22 protein-coding genes and 3 pseudogenes are annotated in these 25,754 nt (G+C 53.9%); 1 reads left to right on the top strand and 24 read right to left on the bottom strand.

The genetic code is table 11. The features are described 5' to 3' along the window. Positions 1-5: 5 nt before the first annotated feature. The 17 genes and pseudogenes from tolA to sdhC all read right to left on the bottom strand — a co-directional run bounded on the left by tolA (position 6) and on the right by sdhC (position 17,556). Positions 6-1,190: a cell envelope integrity protein TolA gene (tolA, locus tag K6K13_RS06490; protein WP_222160038.1), complete on the bottom strand. Its 1,185-nt coding sequence runs from the start codon at positions 1,188-1,190 to the stop codon at positions 6-8. A gap of 77 nt (positions 1,191-1,267) precedes the next feature. Next, complete coding sequence (gene tolR / locus K6K13_RS06485) at positions 1,268-1,690, bottom strand: colicin uptake protein TolR (protein ID WP_222160037.1); 423 nt, start codon at positions 1,688-1,690, stop codon at positions 1,268-1,270. A 12-nt stretch (positions 1,691-1,702) separates the two neighbouring features. Continuing rightward, positions 1,703-2,386 (bottom strand): Tol-Pal system protein TolQ, encoded by a 684-nt coding sequence (gene tolQ / locus K6K13_RS06480; protein ID WP_222160036.1) that lies wholly within the window; start codon positions 2,384-2,386, stop codon positions 1,703-1,705. Further along, a pseudogene (ybgC, locus tag K6K13_RS06475) lies at positions 2,383-2,787 on the bottom strand (tol-pal system-associated acyl-CoA thioesterase). The gene tolQ and the pseudogene ybgC overlap by 4 nt, the downstream one beginning before the upstream one ends. A gap of 292 nt (positions 2,788-3,079) precedes the next feature. Beyond that, positions 3,080-3,819, bottom strand: a pseudogene (locus K6K13_RS06470) (IS5 family transposase). A 92-nt stretch (positions 3,820-3,911) separates the two neighbouring features. Then, on the bottom strand, positions 3,912-4,205 hold the full coding sequence (ybgE, locus tag K6K13_RS06465) for a cyd operon protein YbgE (RefSeq protein WP_195314803.1): 294 nt from the start codon (positions 4,203-4,205) through the stop codon (positions 3,912-3,914). Continuing rightward, positions 4,202-4,324 carry a cytochrome bd-I oxidase subunit CydX gene (gene cydX, locus K6K13_RS06460; RefSeq protein WP_195314819.1) on the bottom strand — a complete coding sequence of 41 codons (123 nt, stop codon included), beginning with the start codon at positions 4,322-4,324 and terminating at the stop codon, positions 4,202-4,204. Before cydX ends, ybgE begins: the two co-directional genes overlap by 4 nt. 15 nt (positions 4,325-4,339) lie before the next feature. Beyond that, on the bottom strand, positions 4,340-5,479 hold the full coding sequence (gene cydB / locus K6K13_RS06455) for a cytochrome d ubiquinol oxidase subunit II (RefSeq protein ID WP_222160035.1): 1,140 nt from the start codon (positions 5,477-5,479) through the stop codon (positions 4,340-4,342). A gap of 13 nt (positions 5,480-5,492) precedes the next feature. Further along, positions 5,493-7,061, bottom strand: a complete 1,569-nt coding sequence (gene cydA / locus K6K13_RS06450) for a cytochrome ubiquinol oxidase subunit I (protein ID WP_222160034.1) — start codon at positions 7,059-7,061, stop codon at positions 5,493-5,495. Positions 7,062-7,774: 713 nt separating this feature from the next. Continuing rightward, the gene (sucD, locus tag K6K13_RS06445) at positions 7,775-8,647 is read right to left on the bottom strand and encodes a succinate--CoA ligase subunit alpha (protein ID WP_222160033.1); all 873 of its coding nucleotides are present in this window, start codon (positions 8,645-8,647) and stop codon (positions 7,775-7,777) included. Further along, on the bottom strand, positions 8,647-9,813 hold the full coding sequence (gene sucC / locus K6K13_RS06440) for an ADP-forming succinate--CoA ligase subunit beta (protein WP_222160032.1): 1,167 nt from the start codon (positions 9,811-9,813) through the stop codon (positions 8,647-8,649). Before sucC ends, sucD begins: the two co-directional genes overlap by 1 nt. A gap of 155 nt (positions 9,814-9,968) precedes the next feature. Beyond that, positions 9,969-11,189, bottom strand: a complete 1,221-nt coding sequence (gene odhB, locus K6K13_RS06435; protein WP_222160031.1) for a 2-oxoglutarate dehydrogenase complex dihydrolipoyllysine-residue succinyltransferase — start codon at positions 11,187-11,189, stop codon at positions 9,969-9,971. A 15-nt stretch (positions 11,190-11,204) separates the two neighbouring features. Next, the gene (gene sucA, locus K6K13_RS06430; protein ID WP_222160030.1) at positions 11,205-14,012 is read right to left on the bottom strand and encodes a 2-oxoglutarate dehydrogenase E1 component; all 2,808 of its coding nucleotides are present in this window, start codon (positions 14,010-14,012) and stop codon (positions 11,205-11,207) included. A gap of 312 nt (positions 14,013-14,324) precedes the next feature. After that, a complete protein-coding gene (locus K6K13_RS06425) occupies positions 14,325-15,041 on the bottom strand; it encodes a succinate dehydrogenase iron-sulfur subunit (protein ID WP_222160029.1) in 717 nt (238 codons plus the stop codon). An 18-nt stretch (positions 15,042-15,059) separates the two neighbouring features. Further along, positions 15,060-16,826, bottom strand: a complete 1,767-nt coding sequence (gene sdhA / locus K6K13_RS06420; RefSeq protein WP_222160028.1) for a succinate dehydrogenase flavoprotein subunit — start codon at positions 16,824-16,826, stop codon at positions 15,060-15,062. Beyond that, positions 16,826-17,173, bottom strand: a complete 348-nt coding sequence (sdhD, locus tag K6K13_RS06415) for a succinate dehydrogenase membrane anchor subunit (protein WP_222160027.1) — start codon at positions 17,171-17,173, stop codon at positions 16,826-16,828. Before sdhD ends, sdhA begins: the two co-directional genes overlap by 1 nt. Then, positions 17,167-17,556, bottom strand: coding sequence for a succinate dehydrogenase cytochrome b556 subunit (sdhC, locus tag K6K13_RS06410; RefSeq protein WP_222160026.1), 390 nt, complete (start codon positions 17,554-17,556; stop codon positions 17,167-17,169). Before sdhC ends, sdhD begins: the two co-directional genes overlap by 7 nt. A 652-nt stretch (positions 17,557-18,208) precedes the next feature. On the opposite strand from sdhC, the gene K6K13_RS06405 reads away from it, so the two are divergent. Then, positions 18,209-19,495 carry a citrate synthase gene (locus tag K6K13_RS06405; protein WP_222160025.1) on the top strand — a complete coding sequence of 429 codons (1,287 nt, stop codon included), beginning with the start codon at positions 18,209-18,211 and terminating at the stop codon, positions 19,493-19,495. A 57-nt stretch (positions 19,496-19,552) separates the two neighbouring features. On the opposite strand, the pseudogene nei reads toward K6K13_RS06405, so the two are convergent. The 7 genes and pseudogenes from nei to phrB form a co-directional block, all read right to left on the bottom strand. Then, positions 19,553-20,344: pseudogene (gene nei / locus K6K13_RS06400) on the bottom strand (endonuclease VIII). 36 nt (positions 20,345-20,380) lie between these two features. Further along, the gene (pcp, locus tag K6K13_RS06395; protein WP_222160024.1) at positions 20,381-21,028 is read right to left on the bottom strand and encodes a pyroglutamyl-peptidase I; all 648 of its coding nucleotides are present in this window, start codon (positions 21,026-21,028) and stop codon (positions 20,381-20,383) included. A gap of 20 nt (positions 21,029-21,048) precedes the next feature. Beyond that, the gene (gene pxpA, locus K6K13_RS06390; RefSeq protein ID WP_222160023.1) at positions 21,049-21,786 is read right to left on the bottom strand and encodes a 5-oxoprolinase subunit PxpA; all 738 of its coding nucleotides are present in this window, start codon (positions 21,784-21,786) and stop codon (positions 21,049-21,051) included. Then, positions 21,776-22,708, bottom strand: a complete 933-nt coding sequence (gene pxpC, locus K6K13_RS06385; RefSeq protein ID WP_222160022.1) for a 5-oxoprolinase subunit PxpC — start codon at positions 22,706-22,708, stop codon at positions 21,776-21,778. The genes pxpA and pxpC overlap by 11 nt, the downstream gene beginning before the upstream one ends. Beyond that, entirely contained in the window at positions 22,702-23,319 is a 618-nt protein-coding gene (gene pxpB, locus K6K13_RS06380; RefSeq protein WP_222160021.1) for a 5-oxoprolinase subunit PxpB, read from the bottom strand. The genes pxpC and pxpB overlap by 7 nt, the downstream gene beginning before the upstream one ends. A 206-nt stretch (positions 23,320-23,525) precedes the next feature. Continuing rightward, positions 23,526-24,269 carry a type 2 GTP cyclohydrolase I gene (locus tag K6K13_RS06375; protein ID WP_196906188.1) on the bottom strand — a complete coding sequence of 248 codons (744 nt, stop codon included), beginning with the start codon at positions 24,267-24,269 and terminating at the stop codon, positions 23,526-23,528. 8 nt (positions 24,270-24,277) lie between these two features. Then, positions 24,278-25,732 carry a deoxyribodipyrimidine photo-lyase gene (phrB, locus tag K6K13_RS06370; protein WP_222160020.1) on the bottom strand — a complete coding sequence of 485 codons (1,455 nt, stop codon included), beginning with the start codon at positions 25,730-25,732 and terminating at the stop codon, positions 24,278-24,280. Positions 25,733-25,754: the final 22 nt, after the last annotated feature.

Below are 25,754 nucleotides of genomic sequence, written 5' to 3'. Positions count from 1 at the left end.
CCCGATTATTGCGGTTTGAAATCAATCGGTGCGTTTTTGAAAGCTTCATACACATCCGTGCTTGGCGGCTTCGGTATTCTTGCCTGCTTGGCTGCGGCAATCGCTGCCTGACACAGTGCCTGATCGCCACTTTCCGCTTCAACGGAAACGAGCAGACCATCCGGTGCCAGTTTGATGCGCAATGTACAGGTTTTACCCCGATAAAGCTGCCAGTCATAGAATTTGCTCTGGATCGCCGCACGCACCTGACCGCCATAACTGTCTAGCGCGGCCCCTGAGGCACCGCTCTTTTTCGCCGTGCCAGCACCGGCTGGCGCACCGCCACCTGATTTAGGCGCGTTTTTCGACGACGCCAAACCACCGAGCAGATCGTCAACGGAATCAGACTGTGCGGCAGCCTCGGCGGCAGCTTTTTTATCCGCCGCCGCCTTGGCTTTTGCATCTGCTGCGGCTTTCGCATCAGCCGCCGCTTTCGCTTTGGCATCAGCTTCCGCTTTGGCCTTGGCATCGGCTTCCGCCTTCGCTTCTGCAGCCTTCGCTTTAGCATCGGCTTCTGCTTTCGCCTTAGCTTCTGCATCCGCTTTGGCTTTCGCATCCGCTACCGCTTTGGCCTTGGCTTCTTCTTCCGCCTGCTTTTTCGCGGCAGCAGCAGCGGCTGCTTGTTTCTTCACTTCTTCTTCAGCTTTTTTCTTCGCGTCAGCGGCAGCTTTGGCCTGTTGTTCCGCTTCGGCTTTCGCTTTCGCGGCAGCGGCTTCCGCCTGCTGTTGCTGTTCTTTGGCCTTCGCGGCAGCGGCTTCCGACTGTTTACGCTGCTCAGCCTGCTTTTGCGCCTGCTGCTTGGCGTCCTCTTGCGCTTGAAGACGCTCTTTTTCAAGCTCTTTCAAGCGCTGTTGCTCGGCAGCCTGCTTTTGCTGTAACTCATCAGCCTGCTGTTCAGCCTGCTTTTTACGCAACTGTTCCGCGCGTTTTGCATCACTTTGTTGCTGTTGCTGGCGGTTGTACTGTTCAACGACGGCATTGGGATCAACCATCACCGCATCGATGGCAGAGCCACCGCCACCACCGCCACTGGCATCCATGGTGGAATTGAATGAGCTCCACACCAGCATAGCAATCAGTATGATGTGCAAAACGGCCGAGACAATAATGGCGCGTTTCAACTTATCAGGTTTTTCGGTGGCCTTTAGCACAAGCGGTTCCCAAATACTGTGTTGCCGTAATAAACGATTGCCAGAAAAAACATCATGCTTTGACTGCAACGCATTGATTATATAGGCTGAGTCATCAGACCTACTGATTTGACCCCAGCCTGGCGCAGCAAGTTCAGCGCTTTGATGATCTCATCATAAGGCACGTCTTTCGCACCGCCGATCAGAAACACCGACTTGGGGTTCTCAGCCATACGCGCCTGGGCTTCCGCCACAATCTGCTCTGCGGGAAGTTGTTCCATCCGCTTTTGCTCAATCACCAGGCTGTACTGACCGACACCAGACACTTCAACGATCACCGGTGGATTATCGTTGCTGGAAACGGTTTTAGAATCTGTCGCATCAGGCAAATCCACTTCCACGCTCTGCGTGATGATCGGTGCCGTTGCCATGAAAATCAGCAACAACACCAACAACACGTCCAGCAATGGAACGATGTTAATTTCGGATTTTAGATCCCGGCGACCACGTGAACGAGCCATGCTGCCTCCTGATTACTTACTACTTTCAGTGAAGGCCTGACGATGCAGGATAGCGATGAACTCTTCCATGAAGTTGTCGTAGTTCTGCTCCAGTTTATTCACACGCTGATTCAGGCGGTTATAGGCCATTACCGCTGGGATCGCCGCAAACAGACCGATTGCAGTCGCAATCAGCGCTTCGGCAATACCCGGCGCCACCATTTGCAACGTAGCCTGCTTCACCGCCCCCAGGGCGATAAAGGCGTGCATGATCCCCCATACCGTACCGAACAGACCGATATACGGACTGATAGAGCCAACGGTGCCCAAAAACGGGATATGGGTTTCGAGCATCTCTAACTCGCGGTTAAAGGAGATGCGCATCGCACGCGAAGCCCCCTCCACCACCGCTTCCGGTGCATGGCTGTTGGCGCGATGCAAACGGGCAAATTCTTTGAAGCCGGAATAGAAGATCTGCTCTGAGCCTGCCAGCGAATCGCGGCGAGTCTGGCTTTCCTGATACAGCCGGGAGAGTTCAATGCCTGACCAGAATTTATCTTCAAAGGCTTCAGCTTCACGCGTGGCGTTGTTCAAAATACGCGTGCGTTGGATGATGATCGCCCAAGAGGCGATAGAAAAACCAATCAAAACCAGCATGATAAGTTTCACTAAAAGACTGGCTTTCAGGAACAAATCAAGGATATTCATGTCAGTCACTGCTTAAACTCCGCGACAATAGACTTAGGAAGCGCGATGGGCTTCATGTGATGTGGATCGATACAAGCGATCAATACGTCGGCCTGACTCAACAGATCGCCGTGAGAATTGAGAATACGCTGAGCAAACGTGAGAGAAGCACCGCGTATCACTGTGATTTCACTCTCTACGTTCAATAAATCATCCAGACGCGCCGGAGAAAAATACTCGACCGCCATACGGCGCACAGCGAAAGCCACATGCTCTTCCAGCAAGGCGCACTGATGAAAGCCGTGCTGGCGTAACATTTATGTCCGCGCACGCTCATAGAAGGCGATATAACGGGCGTGATACACCACGCCACCGGCGTCTGTGTCTTCATAGTAGACACGCACAGGCCAACGAAACAACGTATTGCTCACTCTACATCCCGGTAATACAACGAAACACCGCTACTATACGCAAGAGAAATGAGGTTTGGAATGGGTTGCTTAGAGGGAAATAAAATAATTATGGGTTGGCTGCAACCCATAACCAAACGGAATAGAACATACCCGTCATACTTCAAGCTGTAGGGGCGTTGGCTACGCTCACTCACCAGAATCACTTACCTAAGTAAGTTCACCGAGATTCGCTCGCTTGCGCTGTTCAAAACGCGAACGCTTTGTCCTACAACTCGAATTATTTAGGGTAGATACTAGGGGCTGTTGACAATTAACACAGCCAGACGAATGCAGCAGCGAGCGCAACGAATGATGCGAAGCGTTTTGAGAGTTTGTCGAAGCGTGTAGCTACGCGTCGAAATTGCTTGATACGGCAAAAGAAACGTTCGATCAAATTGCGTGAAGCGTAAAGATGTTTGTCCAGTGGGCGTTGCTCACGGCGATTCTCTTTGCTGGGGATGACAGCCTGAATGCCTACCGACTCCAGATATTGTAGAATCACATTCGTATCGTAGGCTTTGTCTGCAGCCAAGCTTGAAGGTTTCAATTCACCAAGTAAAGGCAATGCTTCTCTGGTGTCGCTCTTTTGACCACCAGTCAAACTAAAACGGGCAAGCATGCCCAGCCCATCAACCAGAGCGTGAATCTTGGTTGTCAATCCCCCGCGAGAACGACCAATCGACTGGTCACCGTTTTTTTGGGAGCGCCCGCTGCATGCTGATGAACCCGTACGATAGTGCTGTCGATGAAGATTTCCTCGAAATCGGCATCGCCCGCAAGTTCAGCAAAAACGGAATGCCATATTTCTGCCCGTGACCATCTGGCAAAGCGTTTGTACACACTGTTCCAGAGTCCGAAATCGGGTGGTAAATCTCTCCATGGGCTTCCAGTTCGGGCGATCCATAAAACCGCTTCGACAAAAAGCCGATTATCTGCTGCTGTTCGTCCCGGATCCGAATCCTTTCCCGGCAAAAACGGGCTAATCCGTTCGTATTGGTCATCACTGAGCATCAATCTTGGCATTCTGCTTTTCCAAAAAAGACAGAATGTAAACAGATTCTTTTACAAAAAAACAGGTTCTTGGCGATGATTGTCAACAGGCCCTAGCGAAAGAAGTAAATAAGCCCTGCGAGCAGGATCACAAAGGCAGGAAAAGGCGCAAAAATTACGCGCCACAGCAGGCGCTGTTGGCGGAACCCTACCCCGTAGATCACTCCGGTACAAACGGCCCATACCAGCAACGGGCCTTGCCACACTTCCAACGCGCTGGTGCGCGCCGCAAAGCGTGTCGGGTCCCACATCACACAGCCCGCCATCAGCAACGCCATGAGCAGGGCAAGAGCCCGTAGAGGGCCCTTGTCCATCAGTTGGTAGAGTTTATCAACCAGACTGCTCATTGCGCGTTATCTTCTGCCGCTTTCGCTTTCGTTGCTTCACTCTGCTCTAACGCCAGAGCGGTAATAATCCCCAGCGAGCAAGCAAGAAGCGTTCCGAGTATCCAGGCAAAATACCACATCATTAAGCTCCTTACTTAGTACAGAGAGTGGGTGTTCTGTTCAATATGCTCTTTGGTGATGCGGCCGAACATTTTGTAGTAACACCATGCGGTATAGGAGAGCACGATGGGTACAAAAATAATCGCGACGATCGTCATCACTTTCAGCGTGTACAGGCTGGAGGTGGCATCCCACATGGTCAGGCTCACGTTCGGTTGTGTGATGGAAGGCATCACAAACGGGAACATGGCAACGCCAGCGGTCAGGATAACGCAGGCGATAGTCAGCGAACTGAACAGGAAGGCCAGACCGCCCTTGTTCGCACGCGCCGTGGCGATGGTCAGCAGCGGCAATACCACACCCAACATCGGGATCGCCCACAGCACTGGATGCGCCGTGAAGTTAGCCAACCAGGCACCGGCCTGATGCGCCACTTCTTTGTGCAGCGGATTAGACTCAGCCGCCTTGTCCAGCACAGAGGTAATGGTAAAACCATCAATACCGTAAATCACCCACACGCCAGCCAACGCAAACGTCACCATCATCACCAACGCCGACAACTGAGCAGCACCTTTCGAACGCACATACAAATCGCCGTTGGTGCGCATCATCAGGTAGGTAGCCCCTTGTGCCAGGATCATGGTCAAGCTGACAACGCCTGCCAACAGGCCAAACGGGTTGAGCAGTTGGAAAAAGCTACCGGTGTAGAACAAGCGCGCACTGGCATCGATATGGAACGGCACGCCCTGCAACAGGTTACCGAACGCCACACCAATGACCACCGGCGGCACAAAGCTACCGATGAAGATGCCCCAGTCCCACATGTTGCGCCAGCGCGCGTCTTCGAGCTTAGAGCGGTAGTCAAAACCGATCGGACGGAAGAACAAGGAGGCCAGCACCAGAATCATCGCAATATAGAAACCGGAGAACGCGGCGGCATACACCATCGGCCAGGCAGCAAACAGCGCTCCGCCCGCGGTGATAAGCCACACCTGGTTACCCTCCCAGTGCGGAGCGATACTGTTGATCATGATACGGCGTTCTACATCATTACGCCCCATCACGCGGACCAGTACGCCAACGCCCATATCAAAGCCGTCAGTGATGGCGAAACCGATCATCAGCACGCCAATCAACAGCCACCAGATAAAACGTAAAACTTCATATTCAAACATAGTGGACTCCTGTTTACCGTGCGTCCTGAGCCAGCGTCAACGGCTGTTCAAAGTGGTAACGCCCTGTTTTCAGGCTGCTTGGACCGAGGCGCGCGAATTTGAACATCAGATACATTTCGGCAACCAGGAACAGCGTATACAAACCGCAGATCAAGCCCATTGATAGCAGGATGTCGCCAGCTGTCAGCGAAGAGTTCGCCACCGCCGTTGGCAGCACCTCACCGATAGCCCACGGTTGACGACCGTATTCAGCAACAAACCAACCGGCTTCAATCGCAATCCACGGTAACGGAATACCGAACAGGGCAGCACGAAGCAGCAGTTTGTTTTTACCGATGCGGTTTCTGATAACACTCCAGAACGACAAGCCGATAATCAGCAGCATCAGCACGCCACAGGCCACCATGATGCGGAATGAGAAGTAGAGCGGTGCAACGCGAGGAATAGAGTCCTTGGTCGCCTGCTGAATTTGCGCTTCAGTCGCATTAGCAACGTCTGCGGTGTAACGTTTGAGCAGCATGCCGTAACCCAGATCCTGTTTGGATTGGTTAAAGGCTTCACGCACTGCAGGATCGGTATTACCTGCGCGCAGCTTTTCCAGCAACTCATACGCTTTCATGCCGTTACGGATACGCACTTGATGACCATCCATCAGTTCACGCAGCCCCAGCACCACACCGTCCGTCGAACGCGTGGCAATAAGCCCCAGCATAAACGGAATACGCACGGCGAATTGGTTCTCCATTCTCTCCTGATTGGGAATGGCGAACAGCGTAAAGCTGGCCGGTGCCGGTTGGGTTTCCCACTCAGCTTCAATCGCGGCCAGTTTGGTTCTTTGTACGTCGCCCATTTCATAACCGGATTCATCACCCAGTACGATAACTGACAGCACAGCAGCGGTGCCGAAGCTGGCAGCAATGGCAAATGAGCGTTTGGCAAAGGCCAAATCACGGCCCTTAAGCAGATAGTAAGCACTGATGCCCAAAATGAACATGGCACCGGTGGTGTAACCTGCAGCGACGGTATGAACGAACTTCACCTGCGCAACCGGGTTCAACACCAGTTGTGAGAAGCTCACCATTTCCATACGCATGGTTTCGAAATTGAATTCGGAAGCGATGGGGTTTTGCATCCAGCCGTTTGCGACCAGAATCCACAGCGCGGAGAAGTTAGACCCCAGCGCCACCAACCAGGTCACTGCCATGTGTTGCACTTTGCCCAGGCGATCCCAGCCAAAGAAGAACAAGCCAACAAACGTTGATTCGAGGAAGAACGCCATCAGGCCTTCGATCGCCAACGGCGCGCCGAAAATGTCCCCGACATAGTGGGAGAAATAGGACCAGTTAGTACCGAACTGGAATTCCATGGTCAGTCCGGTAGCCACGCCCAGTGCAAAGTTGATACCAAACAACTTGCCCCAGAACTTGGTCATATCCTTGTAGATTTGTTTGCCCGTTAGCACGTAGACCGTTTCCATGATCGCCAACAAAAACGCCATCCCCAGCGTTAATGGTACGAAAAGGAAATGGTACATTGCGGTTAAGGCAAACTGTAAACGTGACAGTTCGACTATATCAAACATCTTGACTCCTTGCTCCTCGCAGGAAGGTTTTAGCTTGTCAATGCCAACAAGCCGCTAAACACCCAAAAAGAACACAACAGAAAATTGCTTCAGAACCGGCTTTTATAAACAGCGAGAGTTCACCGTTAAACCAATAACACGCCAAAGAAAACACGTTAAAAATAGCTTAAAACGATACCACAAACAGGGTAGCGGCTATATTACGCCTGTAATCCCCTACAATAAATAGGTTTTTACGTGACACAGATTGTGTTTTTGGTTTCAAATCAACTTTCCCCTTCCGGCGCACCTTTAGTGAAAATTGATGTGGCGCAATTTAAGCGCATTTCCCTATTTATAGCCAGCCTAAGATTTTGATCTGACGCAAATAGCGCCCCGGATGTTAATTTCAGGTTTACCAGGTTTTCTCCATGCGATTATTTGTTAATCAAATGTAGAAATAAACGTAACAACGGTATCAATTAGCAAACCAATTTTTGACTTACTCGCCCAGAGTTAATTTATCGCACTATCAAGCGTAGATGATTTAATGATAACCACATTGTTTAAATTGTTAATTTAATGTTGCTATAGTTAATATATTGAGTGTTAGATTAATAACGGTTCCTAATTATTTTTTGTTTTCATCTTTTATTACTGTACCGACAATAAAAAAGGGCCATCCAAAGATGGCCCTTTTTGCTGTACTTACAGAACGCGTTTATGGCGAGGAACTAACGCGCCAGCACCGCTTTCACGGCATCGCCGATATCCGCCAGGCTGCGCACCGTTTTCACGCCAGCCGCTTCCAGTGCCGCGAATTTATCATCCGCTGTGCCTTTACCGCCTGCAATGATGGCACCGGCATGGCCCATACGCTTGCCCTTCGGCGCTGTTACACCGGCAATGTACCCGACCACCGGTTTGGTGACATGCGCTTTGATATAGGCTGCTGCTTCCTCTTCCGCCGTACCACCGATTTCACCAATCATCACGATGGCCTCGGTTTGCGGATCCTGTTCGAACAACGCCAAAATATCGATAAAGTTGGAGCCCGGAATCGGGTCACCACCAATTCCGACACAGCTTGACTGACCCAGCCCGGTGTCCGTGGTCTGCTTTACCGCTTCATAGGTCAGCGTTCCTGAACGAGAAACGATCCCCACCTTGCCCGGTTTGTGAATATGGCCGGGCATAATGCCAATCTTGCACTCTCCGGGGGTGATAACGCCCGGGCAGTTGGGCCCAATCATTCGCACGCCGCTCTGTTCCAGCTTCACCTTCACGGTCAGCATATCCAGCGTCGGGATGCCCTCAGTGATACAGATGACCAGTTCAATCCCCGCATCAATCGCTTCCAGAATCGAGTCTTTGCAAAACGGTGCCGGAACATAGATCACCGAAGCCGTTGCGCCGGTCGCGGTTACCGCTTCGCGCACGGTATTGAATACCGGTAACCCTAAATGCTCTGTGCCGCCTTTACCGGGCGTCACGCCGCCCACCAATTGCGTACCGTAAGCGAGTGCTTGCTCAGAGTGGAAGGTGCCTTGGCTGCCGGTGAATCCCTGGCAAATCACTTTAGTGTGCTTATCAATCAGAATAGACATTATTTACCCTCCGCTGCCTTCACAACCTGCTGAGCTGCATCTGTCAAACTGGTGGCGGCAATGATATTCAGGCCGCTGTCTGCCAGTTGCTTGGCACCCAGTTCCGCGTTGTTTCCTTCCAGGCGCACCACCACAGGTACGTTAACGCCCACTTCGGCTACCGCACCGATGATGCCGTCAGCGATCAGATCACAGCGCACGATACCGCCAAAGATATTGACCAGTACCGCTTTCACGTTGTCGTCGGAGAGAATGATTTTAAAGGCTTCGGTCACACGCTCTTTGGTTGCACCGCCGCCCACATCCAGAAAGTTGGCCGGCGCGCCGCCGTGCAACTTGACGATATCCATGGTGCCCATGGCAAGACCCGCACCATTCACCATACAACCAATGTTGCCATCGAGTGCCACATAGTTCAGTTCCCACTGCGCAGCATGCGCTTCGCGGGAATCTTCCTGGCTTGGATCGCGCATTTCGCGCAGTTCCGGCTGGCGGAACAGCGCATTGCCATCCGCGCCAAGTTTACCGTCCAGACAGACCAGATCGCCCTGCTTGGTGATCACCAGCGGGTTAATCTCCACCAGTGCCAGATCGCGTTCCAGGAACAGAGTCGCCAGTCCCATGAAAATCTTGGTGAACTGCGCCACTTGCTTGCCGCTCAGCCCCAGTTTAAAGGCCAACTCACGCCCCTGATAAGGCTGCGGACCGGTCAGCGGGTCGAGCGCGGCTTTATGAATCAGCTCCGGCGTCTCTTCCGCCACTTTTTCAATTTCCACGCCGCCTTCAGTCGAGGCCATAAACACCACACGACGCGTAGCGCGATCGACCACGGCACCGAGGTAGAGTTCTTGATCGATGTCAGTTGCAGCTTCCACCAGAATCTGATGCACAGGTTGACCTTGCGCATCCGTTTGATAGGTCAACAAACGTTTGCCCAACCAATTTTCCGCAAACGCGCGAATATCTTCTTTGCTGCTCACCACTTTTACGCCGCCCGCTTTACCGCGGCCACCCGCATGCACCTGACATTTCACTACCCACGGACCGGCACCAATTTTCGAGGCGGCCTCTTCTGCTTCGCGCGGCGTGGTGCAGGCATAACCGGTCGGCGCCGGCAGGCCATATCGAGCAAAGAGCTGTTTTGCCTGATATTCATGTAAATTCATGATGTTCTATCCATCTCGGTTTGAAGATAAGTCGCATGACTTTATTGATATTATTGGATAACGCCGCCAAGGACGGCTGCATAGCACAAAGTAAACCAATACCGTTACCGTATGACCGCCGCTCGGCAGGCGGCGGCGGTCTACGCCATCACGCGCTATACATCCAGCAGCAGGCGTGTTGGATCTTCCAGCATCTCTTTTACCGTGACCAAAAAGCCCACGGATTCACGACCATCGATCAACCGGTGATCGTAAGAAAGCGCCAGATACATCATTGGCAGAATCACCACCTGCCCCTCCACGGCCATCGGTCTGTCTTTGATGGCATGCATGCCGAGAATCGCACTCTGTGGCGGGTTGATGATGGGGGTGGACATCAGGGAGCCGAACACGCCACCGTTGGTAATGGTGAAATTACCGCCGGTCAGTTCTTCTACCGTCAACTTACCGTCGCGCCCTTTTACTGCGAGATCTTTGATTTTCTTCTCAACGTCAGCCATGCCCAGCGCATCGACATCGCGCAGCACTGGCGTAACCAGACCGCGAGGCGTGGAGACCGCGATACTGACATCGAAATAGTTGTGGTACACCACATCTTCGCCGTCGATGGAGGCGTTCACCTCAGGATAGCGTTTCAGCGCTTCCACCACGGCTTTGATGTAGAACGACATAAAGCCCAGGCGCACACCGTGACGTTTCTCAAACGCATCACCGTACTGCTGGCGCAAGTTCATGATCGGCTGCATGTTGACTTCGTTAAAGGTGGTCAACATGGCGGTACTGTTTTTCGCTTCGAGCAGGCGCTCAGCAACACGCTTACGCAGACGCGTCATTGGCACGCGTTTCTCACTGCGATGGGCCAGCGCTGGTGCTGCTTCTGCTACTTTTGCCGCTTTTTTGTCGCTGCCGCTGGCAGCCTGTGCCGCCAGATGCTTTTCAACATCTTCACGCGTGATACGGCCACCGACGCCACTGCCTTTAATCGCAGCCGCATCCAAACCGTGCTCACCGATCAGACGACGAATCGCCGGGCTAAGCGCGTCGCTGTTCTCTTCGGTCAACCCAGCGGTATGGCGCTGGGCAGGCGTAGACTCTTTGTTCTGCGCTTTTTCGCTGGTTTCTTTACCGGAGCTGTCGCCACGGCGCAAGCGACCGAGGATTTGGCGTGATGTCACCGTAGCACCCTCGCTTTCCAGCACGGCATCCAGCACGCCCGCTTCTGGCGCAGGCACTTCCAGCACCACTTTATCGGTTTCAATCTCGACCAGCACTTCATCACGCTGGACGCTGTCACCCGGCTTTTTGTGCCAGGTCGCCACGGAAGCATCGGCTACCGATTCGGGAAGGTCAGGGACAAGAATATCTACGCTACTCATTATCTATCCTTTTATTTAATCAACGTTCAGCGCGTCGTTAACCAGATCTTGCTGTTGTTTCTGGTGCACAGACATATAACCGACCGCCGGAGAGGCGGAGGCCGGGCGTCCGGCGTAACGCAAAGACGCTCCAAAGGGAATCACTTCGCGGAAATGGTGCTGGCTGCAATACCATGCCCCCTGATTGAGCGGCTCTTCCTGACACCAGACAAAATCATTCACGTGCGCAAACGGCGCTAACGCCGCCTGTACCGCCTGCTGCGGGAACGGGTAGAGTTGCTCGATGCGCACAATCGCCACGTTGTTCTGTTCATTCTTACGACGCTGTTCCAATAAATCATAGTAGACCTTGCCGGAACAGAGCACGACGCGCTTCACTCCTTGCGGATCAAGTTCGTCAATTTCACCAATAGCTGGCTGGAACGCACCGTTTGCCAACTCTTCCAGGGAGGAAATCGCCAGCGGATGACGCAACAGCGATTTCGGTGACATCACCACCAGCGGACGCCGCATACCGCGCAGCGCCTGGCGACGTAACATATGGTAAACCTGCGCTGGCGTCGACGGAATGCACACCTGCATGTTTTGCTCAGCACACAATTGCAGGTAGCGCTCAAGACGCGCAGAAGAGTGCTCTGGGCCTTGACCTTCATAGCCGTGCGGCAGCAGCATCACCAGGCCGCACATGCGTCCCCACTTCTGTTCACCGGAGCTGATGAACTGATCGATCACCACTTGCGCACCGTTGGCAAAGTCACCGAACTGCGCTTCCCAAATGGTCAGCGTGCGCGGCTCTGCCGTGGCGTATCCGTATTCAAACGCCAGGATCGCCTCTTCAGACAACACGGAGTCCCAGACGTTAAACGTACCCTGCGCGTTATGCACATGTTCCAGCGGCGTATAGCTTGAGCCATTCTTTTGGTTATGCACCACGGCATGGCGGTGGAAGAACGTACCACGGCCGCTGTCTTCACCGGATATACGAATAGGAATGCCGTCATCCACCAACGTAGCGTAGGCCAGCGTTTCCGCGCCGCCCCAATCAAAGGGCTTGTTACCCAGCGCCATTTCAGCACGGTCAGCGTACACTTTGACAACACGCGGATGCATTTCAATGGCTTCCGGCACTTCACTGATGCGCTTTGCCAATTCTTGCAGGCGTTTCATCTCCACCTTGTGCGGATACGGCTCATCCCACTCGTGGTTCAGGTAAGGCGTCCAGGTGAAGGATTGCATGTCCATTTCACGCCACTCTTCCACCACGCATTCGCCCGCGTCCAGCGCATCGCGATACAGGTTAACCTGCTCGGTGGCATCTTCCAGCGTGATGTTTTTTTCCAGTTCCAGACGATCGGCATACACCTTGCGCGGCGTTGGGTGTTTTTTGATCTTCTGGTACATCATCGGCTGCGTAGCACTTGGTTCATCCGCTTCGTTGTGCCCATGACGACGGTAGCAAATCAGATCGATAAACACATCGCGTTTGAATTCATTGCGGAAATCCAACGCCAGACGCGTCACATAGGCGACCGCTTCCGGATCGTCAGCGTTGACGTGGAAAATCGGCGCCTGCACCATTTTGCCAATGTCGGTGCAATATTCCGTGGAACGAATATCCAGCGGGTTAGAGGTGGTAAAACCAATGCGGTTGTTGATAACGATACGCAACGTACCGCCCACTTCATAGCCACGCACGGTGGACATATTCAGCAGTTCCTGAACCACGCCCTGCCCACTGATGGCCGCATCACCGTGAATCGTCACTGGCAACACGCGCGGACCGCTCTCACTGCTGAGACGATCGAGGCGAGCGCGCACTGAACCGGTCACCACCGGGCTGACAATCTCAAGGTGCGAAGGGTTAAACGCCAGTGCCAGATGCACCAGACCGCCTTCGGTGGCAAATTCAGACGAAAAGCCCTGATGGTATTTCACATCACCGGTGCCGAGATGCTCTTTATGCTTACCGGCAAATTCGTCGAACAAATCCTGCGGTTTTTTCCCCAGCACGTTAACCAGCACGTTAAGGCGGCCACGGTGCGCCATGCCCAGCACCACTTCACGCGTGCCGTTGTTGCCCGCATGGCGGATCATCTCTTTGAGCATCGGCACCAGCGCATCGCCACCTTCCAGCGAGAAGCGCTTAGCACCCGGGTATTTGGCCCCTAAATAGCGCTCCAGCCCTTCCGCCGCCGTCAGCTCTTTCAGGAAGCGATGCTTCTCTTCCAAACTGAAAGAAGGCTGACCGGTAATGGATTCAATACGCTGCTGAATCCAGCGTTTCTCATCGGTGCTGGTGATATGCATGTATTCAGCGCCAATAGAACCGCAGTAGGTGCGCTTCAAGGCGTCATACAATTCACCGAGCTTCATGGTCTCTTTGCCAATGGCGAAAGAGCCCACGTTATAAGTGTCCTGAAGGTCATCTGCCGTCAGGTTGTGGTAAGCCAAATCCAGTTCTGCAACCGGGGCTTGCGGACGTAAATCGATCGGGTCCAGCTTGGCCTGCTGATGTCCACGGAAACGAAACGCGTTTATCAGCTGCAATACTTTGACCTGCTTGGCGTCAATGTCAGGGTCGGTCACAGAGGAGCTAAAGCGCGAGGCATCTTTCGCCAGACGGCGGAAATAGTCGCGCGTTTTGGAATGCAGTTGATCGGGTTTGACCCCCGCCGTAGGCAACTGCTGGAAGATAGACCGCCAGCTAAGATCGATAGAATCCGGATCGGTTAAAAAATCTTCATAGAGCTGTTCTATGTAGGACTGGTTCGCGCCCGCCAGATAGGAGGAATCCAGCCAGGCCTTCATTGCGCCGTTCTGCATTGTGATCCCTTAAGCTAATAAGCTTCGGTTTTCGCCGTGGTTAACATGTCCTGTGCCGTAAAAAAACCAGGCACCGTAAACGGTTCATTTCCCTGTCAGAGACGCAGGGCCAGGGTGTCCTTCCCCTTTAAGGAACCTTTAAAAACCGGTTTGGCGCACAAGCCCGTTTTTAAAGGTTTCCTATCATCCCCCCGCCGTGAGCCGGGGGGATAATCATGTTACGTCTTACCACTGCACAATACGGCAGTTTTACCTCTGCGCCGCGCCGTAATTTCTCTGCGCGGCGGCGCTTACGCCGTTTCGCGGTGTGCCTTAGGCACCGCGTTGCAACAACATCGATTTAATGTGACCAATCGCCCGCGTTGGGTTGAGTCCTTTCGGGCAGACATTAACGCAGTTCATGATGCTGTGGCAGCGGAATACACTGAATGCATCATCCAGCGCATCCAGGCGCGGCTTGGTTTCCGTATCACGGCTGTCGATCAGGAAACGGTAAGCCGCCAGCAGCCCTGCCGGGCCCACAAACTTATCCGGGTTCCACCAGAACGACGGGCAAGACGTGGAACAGCAGGCGCACATGATGCACTCATACAATCCATCCAACTTGGCACGCTGGTCCGGCGACTGCAAATGTTCACGTGCGGGTGGATTCTGCCCATTATTCAACAAGTAAGGCTTTATTTTCTCATATTGGGCATAGAACTGTCCCATGTCCACCACCAAATCACGGATTACCGGTAATCCCGGCAGCGGACGGATAACGATTTTACCTTTGGCCCGTTGCAGCACCGAGACTGGCGTAATGCAAGCCAGCCCGTTTTTGCCGTTCATGTTAAGGCCGTCAGAGCCACATACCCCTTCACGGCAAGAGCGGCGGAACGCCAGCGTAGGATCTTGCTCTTTCAGTTGGATCAGCGCGTCAAGCAGCATCATGTCGCGCCCTTCCTCCGCCTCCAGGGTGTAATCCTGCATGTGCGGTGCGTCATCAACATCCGGGTTGTAGCGATAAATTGAAAATTCAAGTTTCATCGTGCCATCTCCGCGACATTAATAAGTACGTATTTTCGGCGGAAACGCCGGACGTAATTTAGGCTGCATGTTCACCTCACGGCGCGTCATGCTCTCGTGTTGCGGCAAATACAACGAATGACATAACCAGTTTTCATCATCGCGATCCGGATAGTCGAAGCGGCTGTGCGCCCCACGGCTTTCAGTGCGATAATTGGCTGAGACAGCCGTGGCATAGGCCGTTTCCATCAGGTTGTCCAGTTCGAGGCACTCAATGCGCTGGGTATTGAACTCCGTAGAGGTGTCGTCAAGGCGTGCATTTTTCAGACGCTCGCGAATCACCTTCAGCTCTTCCAACCCTTTCGCCATTGCATCTCCTTCACGGAATACCGAGAAGTTGTTCTGCATGCAGGATTGCAATGCCTTACGGATTTCTACCGGATCTTCGCCAGTACGGTTGTTGTTCCAACGATTCAGTCGCTCCAGCGCCGCCTCAACGTCACTGTCGCTGGCATCACGCAGTTCACCCTGCTCTTGCAGTGATTCTTGTAAATGCATGCCCGCAGAACGGCCAAACACCACCAGATCGAGCAGCGAGTTACCGCCCAGACGGTTAGCGCCGTGCACGGAAACGCAGGCAATTTCACCGACGGCGAACAGGCCCGGCACTACCACATCTTCGCCCTTTTCATTAACCGTCAACGCCTGACCGCTTACTTTGGTGGGAATGCCCCCCATCATATAGTGGCAGGTGGGGATGACCGGGATCGGTTCTTTGACTGGATCGACATGCGCAAAGGTGCGCGACAGTTCCAGAATGCCCGGCAGACGCGATTCCAGCACATCTTTACCCAAGTGATCGAGTTTCAGCTTGGCGTGGGGACCCCATGGGCCATCACAGCCACGCCCTTCACGGATTTCAATCATGATGGAACGCGCGACAACATCGCGGCCAGCCAGATCTTTGGCGTTAGGCGCATAGCGCTCCATAAAACGTTCGCCGTGCTTGTTGAGCAGATAGCCCCCCTCACCACGGCAGCCTTCGGTAACCAGCACGCCTGCGCCTGCGATCCCGGTCGGGTGGAACTGCCACATCTCCATATCCTGCACGGGCACACCAGCGCGCAGCGCCATGCCGACGCCGTCGCCGGTGTTGATGTAGGCGTTAGTCGTGGATTGGTAGATACGGCCAGCACCGCCGGTTGCCAGTATCGTTGCACCCGCTTTGAAATAAACCACTTCGCCGGTTTCGATACAGATTGCGGTACAACCTACCACCGCACCATCCTGATTCTTCACCAGATCCAGCGCATACCACTCGGAGAAGATAGTGGTGTGATTTTTCAGGTTTTGCTGATAAAGCGTGTGCAGCAGGGCGTGGCCGGTGCGGTCTGCAGCCGCCGCGGTACGCGCCGCCTGCTCACCGCCGAAATTCTTCGATTGCCCACCGAACGGACGTTGATAAATGCGACCATTATCCAGACGAGAGAAAGGCAGCCCCATATGTTCGAGCTCCAGAATGGCTTCCGGGCCGGTTTTACACATGTATTCGATGGCATCCTGATCGCCAATATAGTCCGACCCTTTTACGGTATCGTACATGTGCCATTCCCAGTTATCTTCATGGGTATTGCCCAGCGCGACAGTAATACCGCCTTGCGCAGACACGGTGTGCGAGCGCGTCGGGAACACCTTGGACAACAGCGCACAGGAGAGCCCCATTTGGGAGATTTGTAACGCAGCGCGCATACCTGCGCCGCCTGCGCCGACAACAACGGCATCAAATTGCCTAATTGGTAAATTCATCACGCACCCCACACCACAACGGTTCCATAAATAACGTACACCAGCAGCGCCACCACGATGGCGAGTTGCAATATCAGACGCAACTCCAGCGGCTTAATGTAGTCAGTCAGCACTTGCCACATCCCTATCCAGGCGTGAACCTGGATGGCGAACAGCGTCAGCAGCGTGAACACTTTGGTGAGGGGCATCGCGAAGAAACCGCGCCAAACGGGATAGGTGATATCCCCCGCCGTCGCGATAAACCCCACGAGATAAATCACGTAGAGCACGATAACAATGGCAGAAGCGCGAATGAGCAGCCAATCGTGAACGCCATTACGTCCTAATGCAGAAGCATTGCTTACCATACGAGGACTCCAGCCAGTAGTGAAAGCACGACAGTAATGATAAAAGAGAGCCTTGCGGAACGATTTCCCGACGCGAGATCTTCTTCCAGAAAGCCAAAGTCCATCATCAGATGGCGTAATCCGCCAACAATGTGGTAGGCCAGCGAGGTGAGGATGCCCCACAGAATAAATTTAACAATCACGCTATCCAGAATGGCCGCGGCGTACAGAAATCCCTCTTCTGAAGCAAGAGAGTGCCCGAGCAGCCACAGCAGAATGCCGACGGCCACAAAGGTAATGACGCCAGAGACACGGTGAAGAATTGAGGCTATCGCAGTTACGGGAAACTGGACCGTTTGCAGATCCAGATTGACAGGTCTTTGTTTTTTCACGGATTTGCCCACACACCTTTATTATTTTTCGTTCCTCCGGACCTGTAACTAGGTCAGACAGCGCGAAGAATGCAGCCACATGCTTCCGGGTGATACGTTGGCCTTAACGTCAACATCCCATGTTAAACGGCACATGACTTATTCACGCTGGGTGCTCCTACTTCAGGGGGTTCCGGAGACCTGACGCGAGTATAAGTACTTCACAATCTTATTACAATTAGCCCACAAATTGTTTAGTGACATTTCGGCTAAACAGTGAGTGAGATCACTTATTTCACATTTTATATAAAATTAACCAACTCATTTGACATGTATTAAACAATTAAATTACAAATAGAGCTGTAATCTGAAAGTCGCCCGTTAAAGAATTCAAGATAGGCTTCCCCAAGTGACATAACTTGTGTAACAGTGGAAAGTCGAATTCCACGTATAAAGTCATGTTAATGACTAGAGTAGACTAGAATTTAGAGAATCGCTACTAACCAGAAGAACACGGTTTTCCTTTGATGGGGTGGTGAGCCCGGCCACTGCCCGATGCTGTATCCTGATAGGTGCAAATGCCAAGACCTCGGCGTTTTGACCGAGTTTCTCCGTTCGGTGTACAGGCATAACGGTATTTCTTCGGTGATAAATTTTTAAAATTAAAGCGCTAAGGAGACTGTAAATGGCTGATAAGAAAGCGACACTTACCCTAAATGGTAAAGAGCCCATCGAGCTTGATGTGTTGTCCGGCACGCTTGGGCAAGATGAAATTGATATCCGTAGCCTCGGTTCCAAAGGCTTTTTCACGTTCGATCCGGGATTTACCTCCACGGCGTCTTGCGAATCCAAAATCACCTACATCGACGGTGACAAAGGGGTGCTGCTGCATCGCGGCTTCCCTATCGACCAGTTGGCGGAGAAATCCACCTATCTGGAAGTCTGCTACATTCTGCTGTTCGGCGAAGCGCCAACGTCGGAGCAGTTTGACACCTTTAAAACCACGGTAACGCGTCACACCATGATCCACGAACAGATTACGCGTCTGTTCCACGGTTTCCGTCGCGACTCTCACCCGATGGCGGTGTTGTGCGGCGTAACCGGTGCATTGGCAGCGTTCTACCACGACTCACTGGATATCAGCATTGAGCGTCACCGCGAAATTGCCGCGTATCGCCTGCTGTCCAAAATGCCGACCGTGGCCGCCATGTGTTACAAATACTCCCTCGGTCAGCCGTTCGTTTACCCGCGTAACGACCTGTCCTATGCCGGCAATTTCCTGCATATGATGTTTGCTACGCCGTGTGAAGAGTATGTGGTGAATCCGGTACTGGAACGCGCAATGGACCGCATCCTGATCCTGCATGCCGATCATGAACAGAACGCGTCCACCTCAACGGTGCGTACCGCAGGTTCTTCCGGCGCCAACCCGTTTGCCTGTATCGCTGCGGGCATCGCGTCGCTATGGGGACCGGCACACGGCGGTGCTAACGAAGCCTGTCTGCGTATGCTGGAAGAGATCAACTCGGTTGAACACATTCCTGAATTCGTCAGACGCGCCAAAGACAAGAACGACTCGTTCCGTCTGATGGGCTTCGGCCACCGGGTCTATAAAAATTATGACCCACGCGCCACCGTGATGCGTGAAACCTGTCATGAAGTGCTTAAAGAGCTGGGCATGAAAGATGACCTGCTGGAAGTGGCCATGGAGCTGGAACACATCGCGCTCAACGATCCCTATTTTATCGAGAAGAAACTCTACCCCAACGTGGATTTCTACTCAGGTATCATCTTGAAAGCGATGGGCATTCCGTCTTCCATGTTTACCGTAATCTTCGCGATGGCACGGACCGTCGGCTGGATTGCCCACTGGAACGAAATGCACGACGACGGCCTGAAGATTGCGCGTCCGCGTCAGCTGTATACCGGCTACGACAAACGCGACTTCACCTCTTCGCTCAACCATCGCTAAGCATCATCAGTAAGGCAAAAACATCAAAAAGCCGGGTTTTCCCGGCTTTTTTACGTCTCAATGCTGGCAATGTGGGCACCAGAAAAACGGGCGCGACGAGAGCATGGTGCGCACGATAGCTTGCCCACAGCGCTCGCACGGTTCTCCTTCACGGTCAAAAACCTTAAAACGGAACAACGCGCCGTGATGGTGGTTGTCATCCACCGTTCCCCGCGTGTGATAGGAAAGGCGCGGCAGTGATAATAACGCGTCACTCAGTTTGGTTCGTTGCCCCTCATCCAACGTCACCGCCGTGTGCTGGGGCGACAGCGCCGCGTGCCATAAAATCTCCGCACGCAAATAGTTGCCCAGTCCGGCTAAAAAAGCCTGATCGAGTAACAAACCACTCAGGCGACGGCGGCGAAACCGCTCGCTTAACAATCGGGCCTGGACTTGCTGCGGAGTGACATGCATATCGAGGACATCAGGGCCAATGCGCTGCAAGAAAGGATGTGCCGCAAGCGCATCCGGCGTGAGCATGGCAATATCCGAGGCGCTATAGAGTAGAATTGCACGGTGTTGCGTTTCCAAGCGTACGCGCAAATCGCGTTTGGTGTCTGGCGTCACGCCCGCCTCAACAACGCGCCACAGGCCATAAAGCTGGTTATGGGTATAAAGCACCCGCCCAGTAGAAAAGTAGGTGAGCAGCGCTTTACCACGCGTTTACAGCTTTTCAATCCTCTGTCCTGTAAGCTCAGTTTCGTAAGGTTTTAATTCAGGGAAAGCAAACCACACTCCGGTTAACGGCTCCCCTGCCACCGCTGCGGCTAATGCGTCGGCGGCACGGCGGATCTCTGGCCCCTCAGGCATCAATCTCTCCTTTCTGGTTGGGTATTTGCCCAGATGCTAATGCGTGGTACCGCCAGAAATAATCGCGTCTTGCTGCTGGGTCACCGCGACAGCAATCATGGAAACCAGCGCCTGCGTCACCATAGCAATCGGCATGGATGGCTCGCCAGGATGGCGCGCAGCCTGTTCCGGTGCATAAGGAATATGAACAAACCCACCGCTGGCCGCATCCGGGTACTGTGCCAGCGCGTGCAATAAGCCGTACATCACATGATTGCACACGAAGGTGCCTGCGGTGTGGGACACCGAAGCGGGAATACCCTGCTCGCGTAATGTATTAACCATCGATTTAATCGGTAAGGTGGAAAAATAGGCGTCTGGTCCCCCTGGGATCACCGGGGTATCAATGGGCTGCTTACCCTGATTGTCAGGAATACGCGCATCATTAATATTGATGGCAATCCGTTCAACGGTGATCTCGGCGCGGCCTCCGGCTTGCCCCACCGCCAGCACGCAGTCGGGCTGATGTTCAGCCAGCGCGGCGTTAAGCTGCTGCAAAGCAAGGTCAAACACGCAGGCTAATTGGCAGGTTACCACCCGTGCGCCAGCAATCTCACGTCCTTGCAATACCTTGACCGCTTCCCAAGACGGATTAATGGCTTCGCCGTCAAAGGGTTCAAACGCGGTCACTAAAACAATTTTCATATTTTATATCTACTTGTGCGTTACGCCGCCCTAACCTGAATCTGGTGCTCATTGAAACACTGACGCAGCTTGCGCGCAAACAGCAGTGCATGATCGCCGTCGCCATGAAGACAAACCGTATCGGCCTCTACGTCAACCCAGGTGCCATCGCTGGCCCGCACCCTTCGCCGTTTAATCATCTCCAGCGTTTGCGCCAGCGCCAACTCATCGCTTTTGATCAACGCGGCAGGTTGGTCACGCGGCACCAGCGTGCCGTCCGGCAGGTAACCGCGATCGGCAAACACCTCCTGCCGTGTTGCCAATCCCAGACGCTGCCCCGCGTGAATCAATTCACTTCCCGCTAGCCCGACCAGCCGCAACGCCGGATTCACCGATTTCACCGCACGCGCAATCGCATCGGCCAGCATGGGATCGCGCGCAGCCTGGTTATACAGCATGCCGTGCGGTTTGACATGCGTCAGCCTGCCACCTTCAACCGCCACAATCGCACTTAACGCCCCCAGTTGATACACTACCTGAGCGAAGACCGTGTCTGCGGATACTGACATCGCTTTACGGCCAAAATTTTCCCGATCCAAAAAGCTGGGATGGGCACCCAGCGCCACGCCGTAACGCATCCCCCAGCGCACCGACTGGCGCATGGTTTGAGCATCGCCCGCATGAAACCCACAGGCAATATTGGCAGACGTCACCAGTTGCAATAGCGCTTCATCGTGGCGACCGCCTTCGCCCAGATCGGCATTTAAATCAATAATCATTGAGCCTCCACGCCAGTTGTTCCAGATAACGCCTTTGCGCCTCTGACGCACGCAGGGCGTCGTCCAGCGTGCAGGGAATGAAATGTATCGGTTCACCGAGTCGAATCTGCGCCAGATGGAATAAATCCGCGTCAATCACGCAGGCAATGCGTGGGTAGCCCCCGGTGGTCTGCGCATCTGCCAGTAACAAGATCGGTTGACCACTGTGCGGCACCTGAATGACTCCCGGCAGCACGCCGTGTGAAAAAAGTTCTCGCGATGTGATACGTGTCAGCGCAGGTCCCTGTAACCGATATCCCATACGGTTACTCTGTGGACTCAATTGCCACCCTGTGCGCCAGAATGTGTCACGCGCCTCTTCACTGAATTCATGATATTCCGGCCCGGGAAGTACCCGCACCCGATTACTGAACAGAATTTGCTTGATGCCCACAGGCTTATGTGGCTTGCGGTAGGCCGCTTTTTTCAGTGGAAGCGTATCGCCATCCTGAAGCGGGCGACCAAGATAACCACCAAATCCGGCTTTCAAATCGGTACTGAGTGACCCGAGCACATCCGGTAGCCCCAGGCCACCCGAAATGGCCAGATAACTGCGCATGCCTCGGCGCGGCATACGCAGCCTGAGCGTTTGCCCCGCTTTCACATGAAAGCGCCAGCCGGTCCAGACCGGTTTCCCGTCGAGCTCGGCGTGACTATCGGCGCCCGTCAACGCAATCCAGCAGGATGAGGTAAAGGTCGCTGCGAATTTTCCGAGCGTAATTTCCAGCCCGGCTTCGGACATTGCGTTGCCCACCAATAAATTGGCGATGCTTAGCGCTGGCGTGTCCAGCGCGCCAGACTGACTGATGCCCAGGTGACGCAGATGGTGACGCCCGGCATCCTGCACCGAAGTATGCAGCCCGGCATGAATGATCTTTAGCATAGGCCCTCCGGTTGCGGTACAAAGCGCACGTTATCACCCGGACGCAGCAACGTGGGTGGCTCCGCGTTCGGATCGAACAGCGCAACTGACGTTCGGCCAATCAACTGCCACCCTCCGGGGGTTGCCAGCGGGTAAATACCGGTTTGCCGGCCACCGATACCTACACTACCAGCGGGCACACTCAGGCGCGGCTCTGCACGCCGTGGAGTATGAAGGCGCTCTGGCAACCCCGCCAGATAAGGAAATCCCGGCTGAAAACCCAGAAAGTAGACCACGTAGTGCACCGCAGCATGCGCTTCCACCACCTGACGAGGAGAAAGCTGGCAATGCGCCGCCACCTGCAACAAATCCGGGCCAGCGTCGCCGCCATACACCACCGGAATCGTGATATCCCTCGCGTCGAGCGTTACCGATTCACTCTCCTCCCACCAGCGCTGCAAACGTTCGATAGCATCGCGCGCTGCCAACTGCGGGTGGGCTAACACCACCGTCAGGTTATTCATCCCAGGGATCGCCGCTTCAACCGCTTCATGCTGTTGAAGACGCTCAGCCAACCCCCAGATACGCTGTTGGCTTTGCAGTGACAGTGGCGGCTCCAATTCCAGCACCACGGCCCGCTAGCCCAATAAGTAACATCGCGCTCGTTGCACGCTCTTCTCCCCATCGCGGTAGGGCATTGCTATGCCATGCCGCCTTGATTCGCACCTCGCCGACACGGTATGGCGATAAGGTTTCTTAATAGACAAGCAATAAAGATGCCACTTTTACCCCACTAAACTTTTTATATTATTTTTAAAAAACAGTGGGTTGATTAACACTAGGCGGGATTGGGGATATCAACAAAGGTCACATCAAACCCGTGCTGCTGTGCCAGCCACTCCCCCAGTGCCTTAATACCGCCACGCTCCGTTGCGTGGTGGCCTGCCGCGTAAAAATGCAGCCCCATCTCGCGCGCGATATGAATCGTCTGTTCCGATACTTCCCCAGTGATGAACGCCTCCACGCCAAAGCGCGCAGCTTGCTCGATAAAGCCCTGGCCACCACCAGAGCACCAGGCCAAGCGTGTTATCTGCGACGGTGCATTATCCCCACAATGCAGCACGGAACGCCCCAATCGCGTCTCCAGACGCTCACGTAATGCCTCACCACTCACCGGCTGAGACAGTTCGCCATAAGGCAGCAGTTGCTCAATCTCACCCAACACGGTGATGTCTAGCAACGCCGCCAGACAGGCGTTATTGCCGAGCTCGGGGTGCGCGTCCAACGGCAAATGATAGCCATACAGGTTGATATCGTTCGCCAGCAATGTTTTCAAGCGGCGCCGCTTCATGCCGGAAATCACCGGAGACTCGTTTTTCCAAAAATAACCGTGGTGTACTAGCACAGCATCGGCCTGTTGAGCAACGGCCACATCCAGCAATGCCTGCGAGGCCGTTACCCCTGTGATAATCCGCTGCACGTTTTCCCGCCCTTCAACCTGCAACCCGTTAGGCGCATAGTCCTGAAATGCGGCAACGTTCAGTTGCTGATTGATCACGGTTTCCAATTCACTGTTGCGCATAACGCTCCTTAATATGCCTGATTGTGGCCTTGTTCCTGCGCTGCTTTCGCCGCTTCAAAAGCCGCCAGCGTCATTTGTCTGGCCTGCTTATGATCGACGATCGGCGTCGGGTAATCCAATGCCCGCCCTTGCCGCTCGGCCCAGCGATGCGGCTGGTGAATGTCGCTGTCCGGCACCTTCGCCAGTTCGGGCACCCACTGGCGGATAAACGTTCCTTGCGGGTCGAAACGCTCCCCCTGCGTGGTGGGGTTAAAAATACGAAAATAGGGCGCTGCGTCCGTACCCGTCGAGGCCGCCCACTGCCACCCGCCATTGTTCGCCGCCAAATCACCGTCCAGCAGTTGAGCAATAAAATAACGCTCCCCTGCCCGCCAGTCGATAAGCAAATCTTTTACCAGAAAACTGGCGCAGATCATGCGTAACCGATTATGCATCCATCCGGTGCCGTTCAGTTGACGCATCGCGGCATCGACAATCGGAAAACCGGTTTTACCCTGTTGCCAGGCGGCCAGCGCTTTTTCGTCTTGTTGCCATAGCACCTGCTGCGTCCACGCCACAAACGGGTGGTGTTGACATAAACGCGGCCAGGCGACCAGCAGATGGCGATAAAACTCACGCCACACCAACTCGCTCAACCAGGTAAATGCCCCGCCGTCAGACTGTTCTAACAGCGTAGGATGCTCTGCACGCAGGCGATTGAAGCACTGACGTGGGGAGAGGACACCCAGTGCCAGATAAGGCGAAAGCTGGCTGGTGCCTTGCTGTGCGGGAAAATCACGCTGTTGGTGATAATCCGCCACGGTGGATTGGCAGAACTGGCGTAATCGTGCCAATGCGGCCTGTTCGCCCGTCGGAAACAGCGTCTCGTCAACCGCCTGTTGAGGGTAATCGAAGGGGGTCAATGCCGCCAATGTCCCCATGTCTACATTGGTGCGCTTTTTCGGCGCTGGGAAGCAGGTAATCTCCATCTCCTGCAAACGCTGAATAAACGCTTTGCGAAACGGGGTAAAGACTTTGTACATCTCCTGCTTTCCCGTCACCAGACTGCCTGGCGCTAGTAGTACGCTATCATCAAACCCCTGACATACCACTTGCCCATGCAGTTTGGCTTCCAGCGCCCGATCCCGATCACGTTCATTGATTTCGTACTGGTAATGATAAAACAGGTGCGAAACATGCTGCTTTTTGCAAAACGCATCAACGGCTTCAACCGCCTGATGAAAGTCGTCACATTGTTGATAAAACAGGGGAATGCCTTTATCTGCCAACGACTGCTGTAATGTCTGGAGATGCTGTAGCAAAAACGTCGCCTGGCGCGCAGCCATGCCGTGCGCCTGCCATTGGCCTGGCGTGGCTATGTAGAGCGCAATAACCTTGGCATCGGGGCTCTGACAGGCCGCATGCAGCGCGGAGTGATCGGTGATCCGTAAATCATGGCGAAACCAGACCAGATGCGTGGTCATAATTGATCCTTACTGGAAAACA

It is taken from the genome of Symbiopectobacterium purcellii (assembly GCF_019797845.1).
In the GTDB taxonomy this organism is placed as follows: Bacteria; Pseudomonadota; Gammaproteobacteria; order Enterobacterales; family Enterobacteriaceae; genus Symbiopectobacterium; species Symbiopectobacterium purcellii.
Note: the sequence above shows the minus strand (reverse complement) of the source record. Positions and strands in the feature narration are given on the sequence as shown.

Coding starts and splice junctions, on each gene's coding strand:
- tolR (WP_222160037.1), bottom strand. CDS start 1,690: ATGGCTCGTTCACGTGGTCGCCGGGATCTAAAATCCGAAATTAACATC.
- ybgE (WP_195314803.1), bottom strand. CDS start 4,205: ATGAGCAGTCTGGTTGATAAACTCTACCAACTGATGGACAAGGGCCCT.
- cydX (WP_195314819.1), bottom strand. CDS start 4,324: ATGTGGTATTTTGCCTGGATACTCGGAACGCTTCTTGCTTGCTCGCTG.
- cydB (WP_222160035.1), bottom strand. CDS start 5,479: ATGTTTGAATATGAAGTTTTACGTTTTATCTGGTGGCTGTTGATTGGC.
- cydA (WP_222160034.1), bottom strand. CDS start 7,061: ATGTTTGATATAGTCGAACTGTCACGTTTACAGTTTGCCTTAACCGCA.
- sucD (WP_222160033.1), bottom strand. CDS start 8,647: ATGTCTATTCTGATTGATAAGCACACTAAAGTGATTTGCCAGGGATTC.
- sucC (WP_222160032.1), bottom strand. CDS start 9,813: ATGAATTTACATGAATATCAGGCAAAACAGCTCTTTGCTCGATATGGC.
- odhB (WP_222160031.1), bottom strand. CDS start 11,189: ATGAGTAGCGTAGATATTCTTGTCCCTGACCTTCCCGAATCGGTAGCC.
- sucA (WP_222160030.1), bottom strand. CDS start 14,012: ATGCAGAACGGCGCAATGAAGGCCTGGCTGGATTCCTCCTATCTGGCG.
- K6K13_RS06425 (WP_222160029.1), bottom strand. CDS start 15,041: ATGAAACTTGAATTTTCAATTTATCGCTACAACCCGGATGTTGATGAC.
- sdhA (WP_222160028.1), bottom strand. CDS start 16,826: ATGAATTTACCAATTAGGCAATTTGATGCCGTTGTTGTCGGCGCAGGC.
- sdhD (WP_222160027.1), bottom strand. CDS start 17,173: ATGGTAAGCAATGCTTCTGCATTAGGACGTAATGGCGTTCACGATTGG.
- K6K13_RS06405 (WP_222160025.1), top strand. CDS start 18,209: ATGGCTGATAAGAAAGCGACACTTACCCTAAATGGTAAAGAGCCCATC.
- pcp (WP_222160024.1), bottom strand. CDS start 21,028: ATGAAAATTGTTTTAGTGACCGCGTTTGAACCCTTTGACGGCGAAGCC.
- pxpA (WP_222160023.1), bottom strand. CDS start 21,786: ATGATTATTGATTTAAATGCCGATCTGGGCGAAGGCGGTCGCCACGAT.
- pxpC (WP_222160022.1), bottom strand. CDS start 22,708: ATGCTAAAGATCATTCATGCCGGGCTGCATACTTCGGTGCAGGATGCC.
- K6K13_RS06375 (WP_196906188.1), bottom strand. CDS start 24,269: ATGCGCAACAGTGAATTGGAAACCGTGATCAATCAGCAACTGAACGTT.
- phrB (WP_222160020.1), bottom strand. CDS start 25,732: ATGACCACGCATCTGGTCTGGTTTCGCCATGATTTACGGATCACCGAT.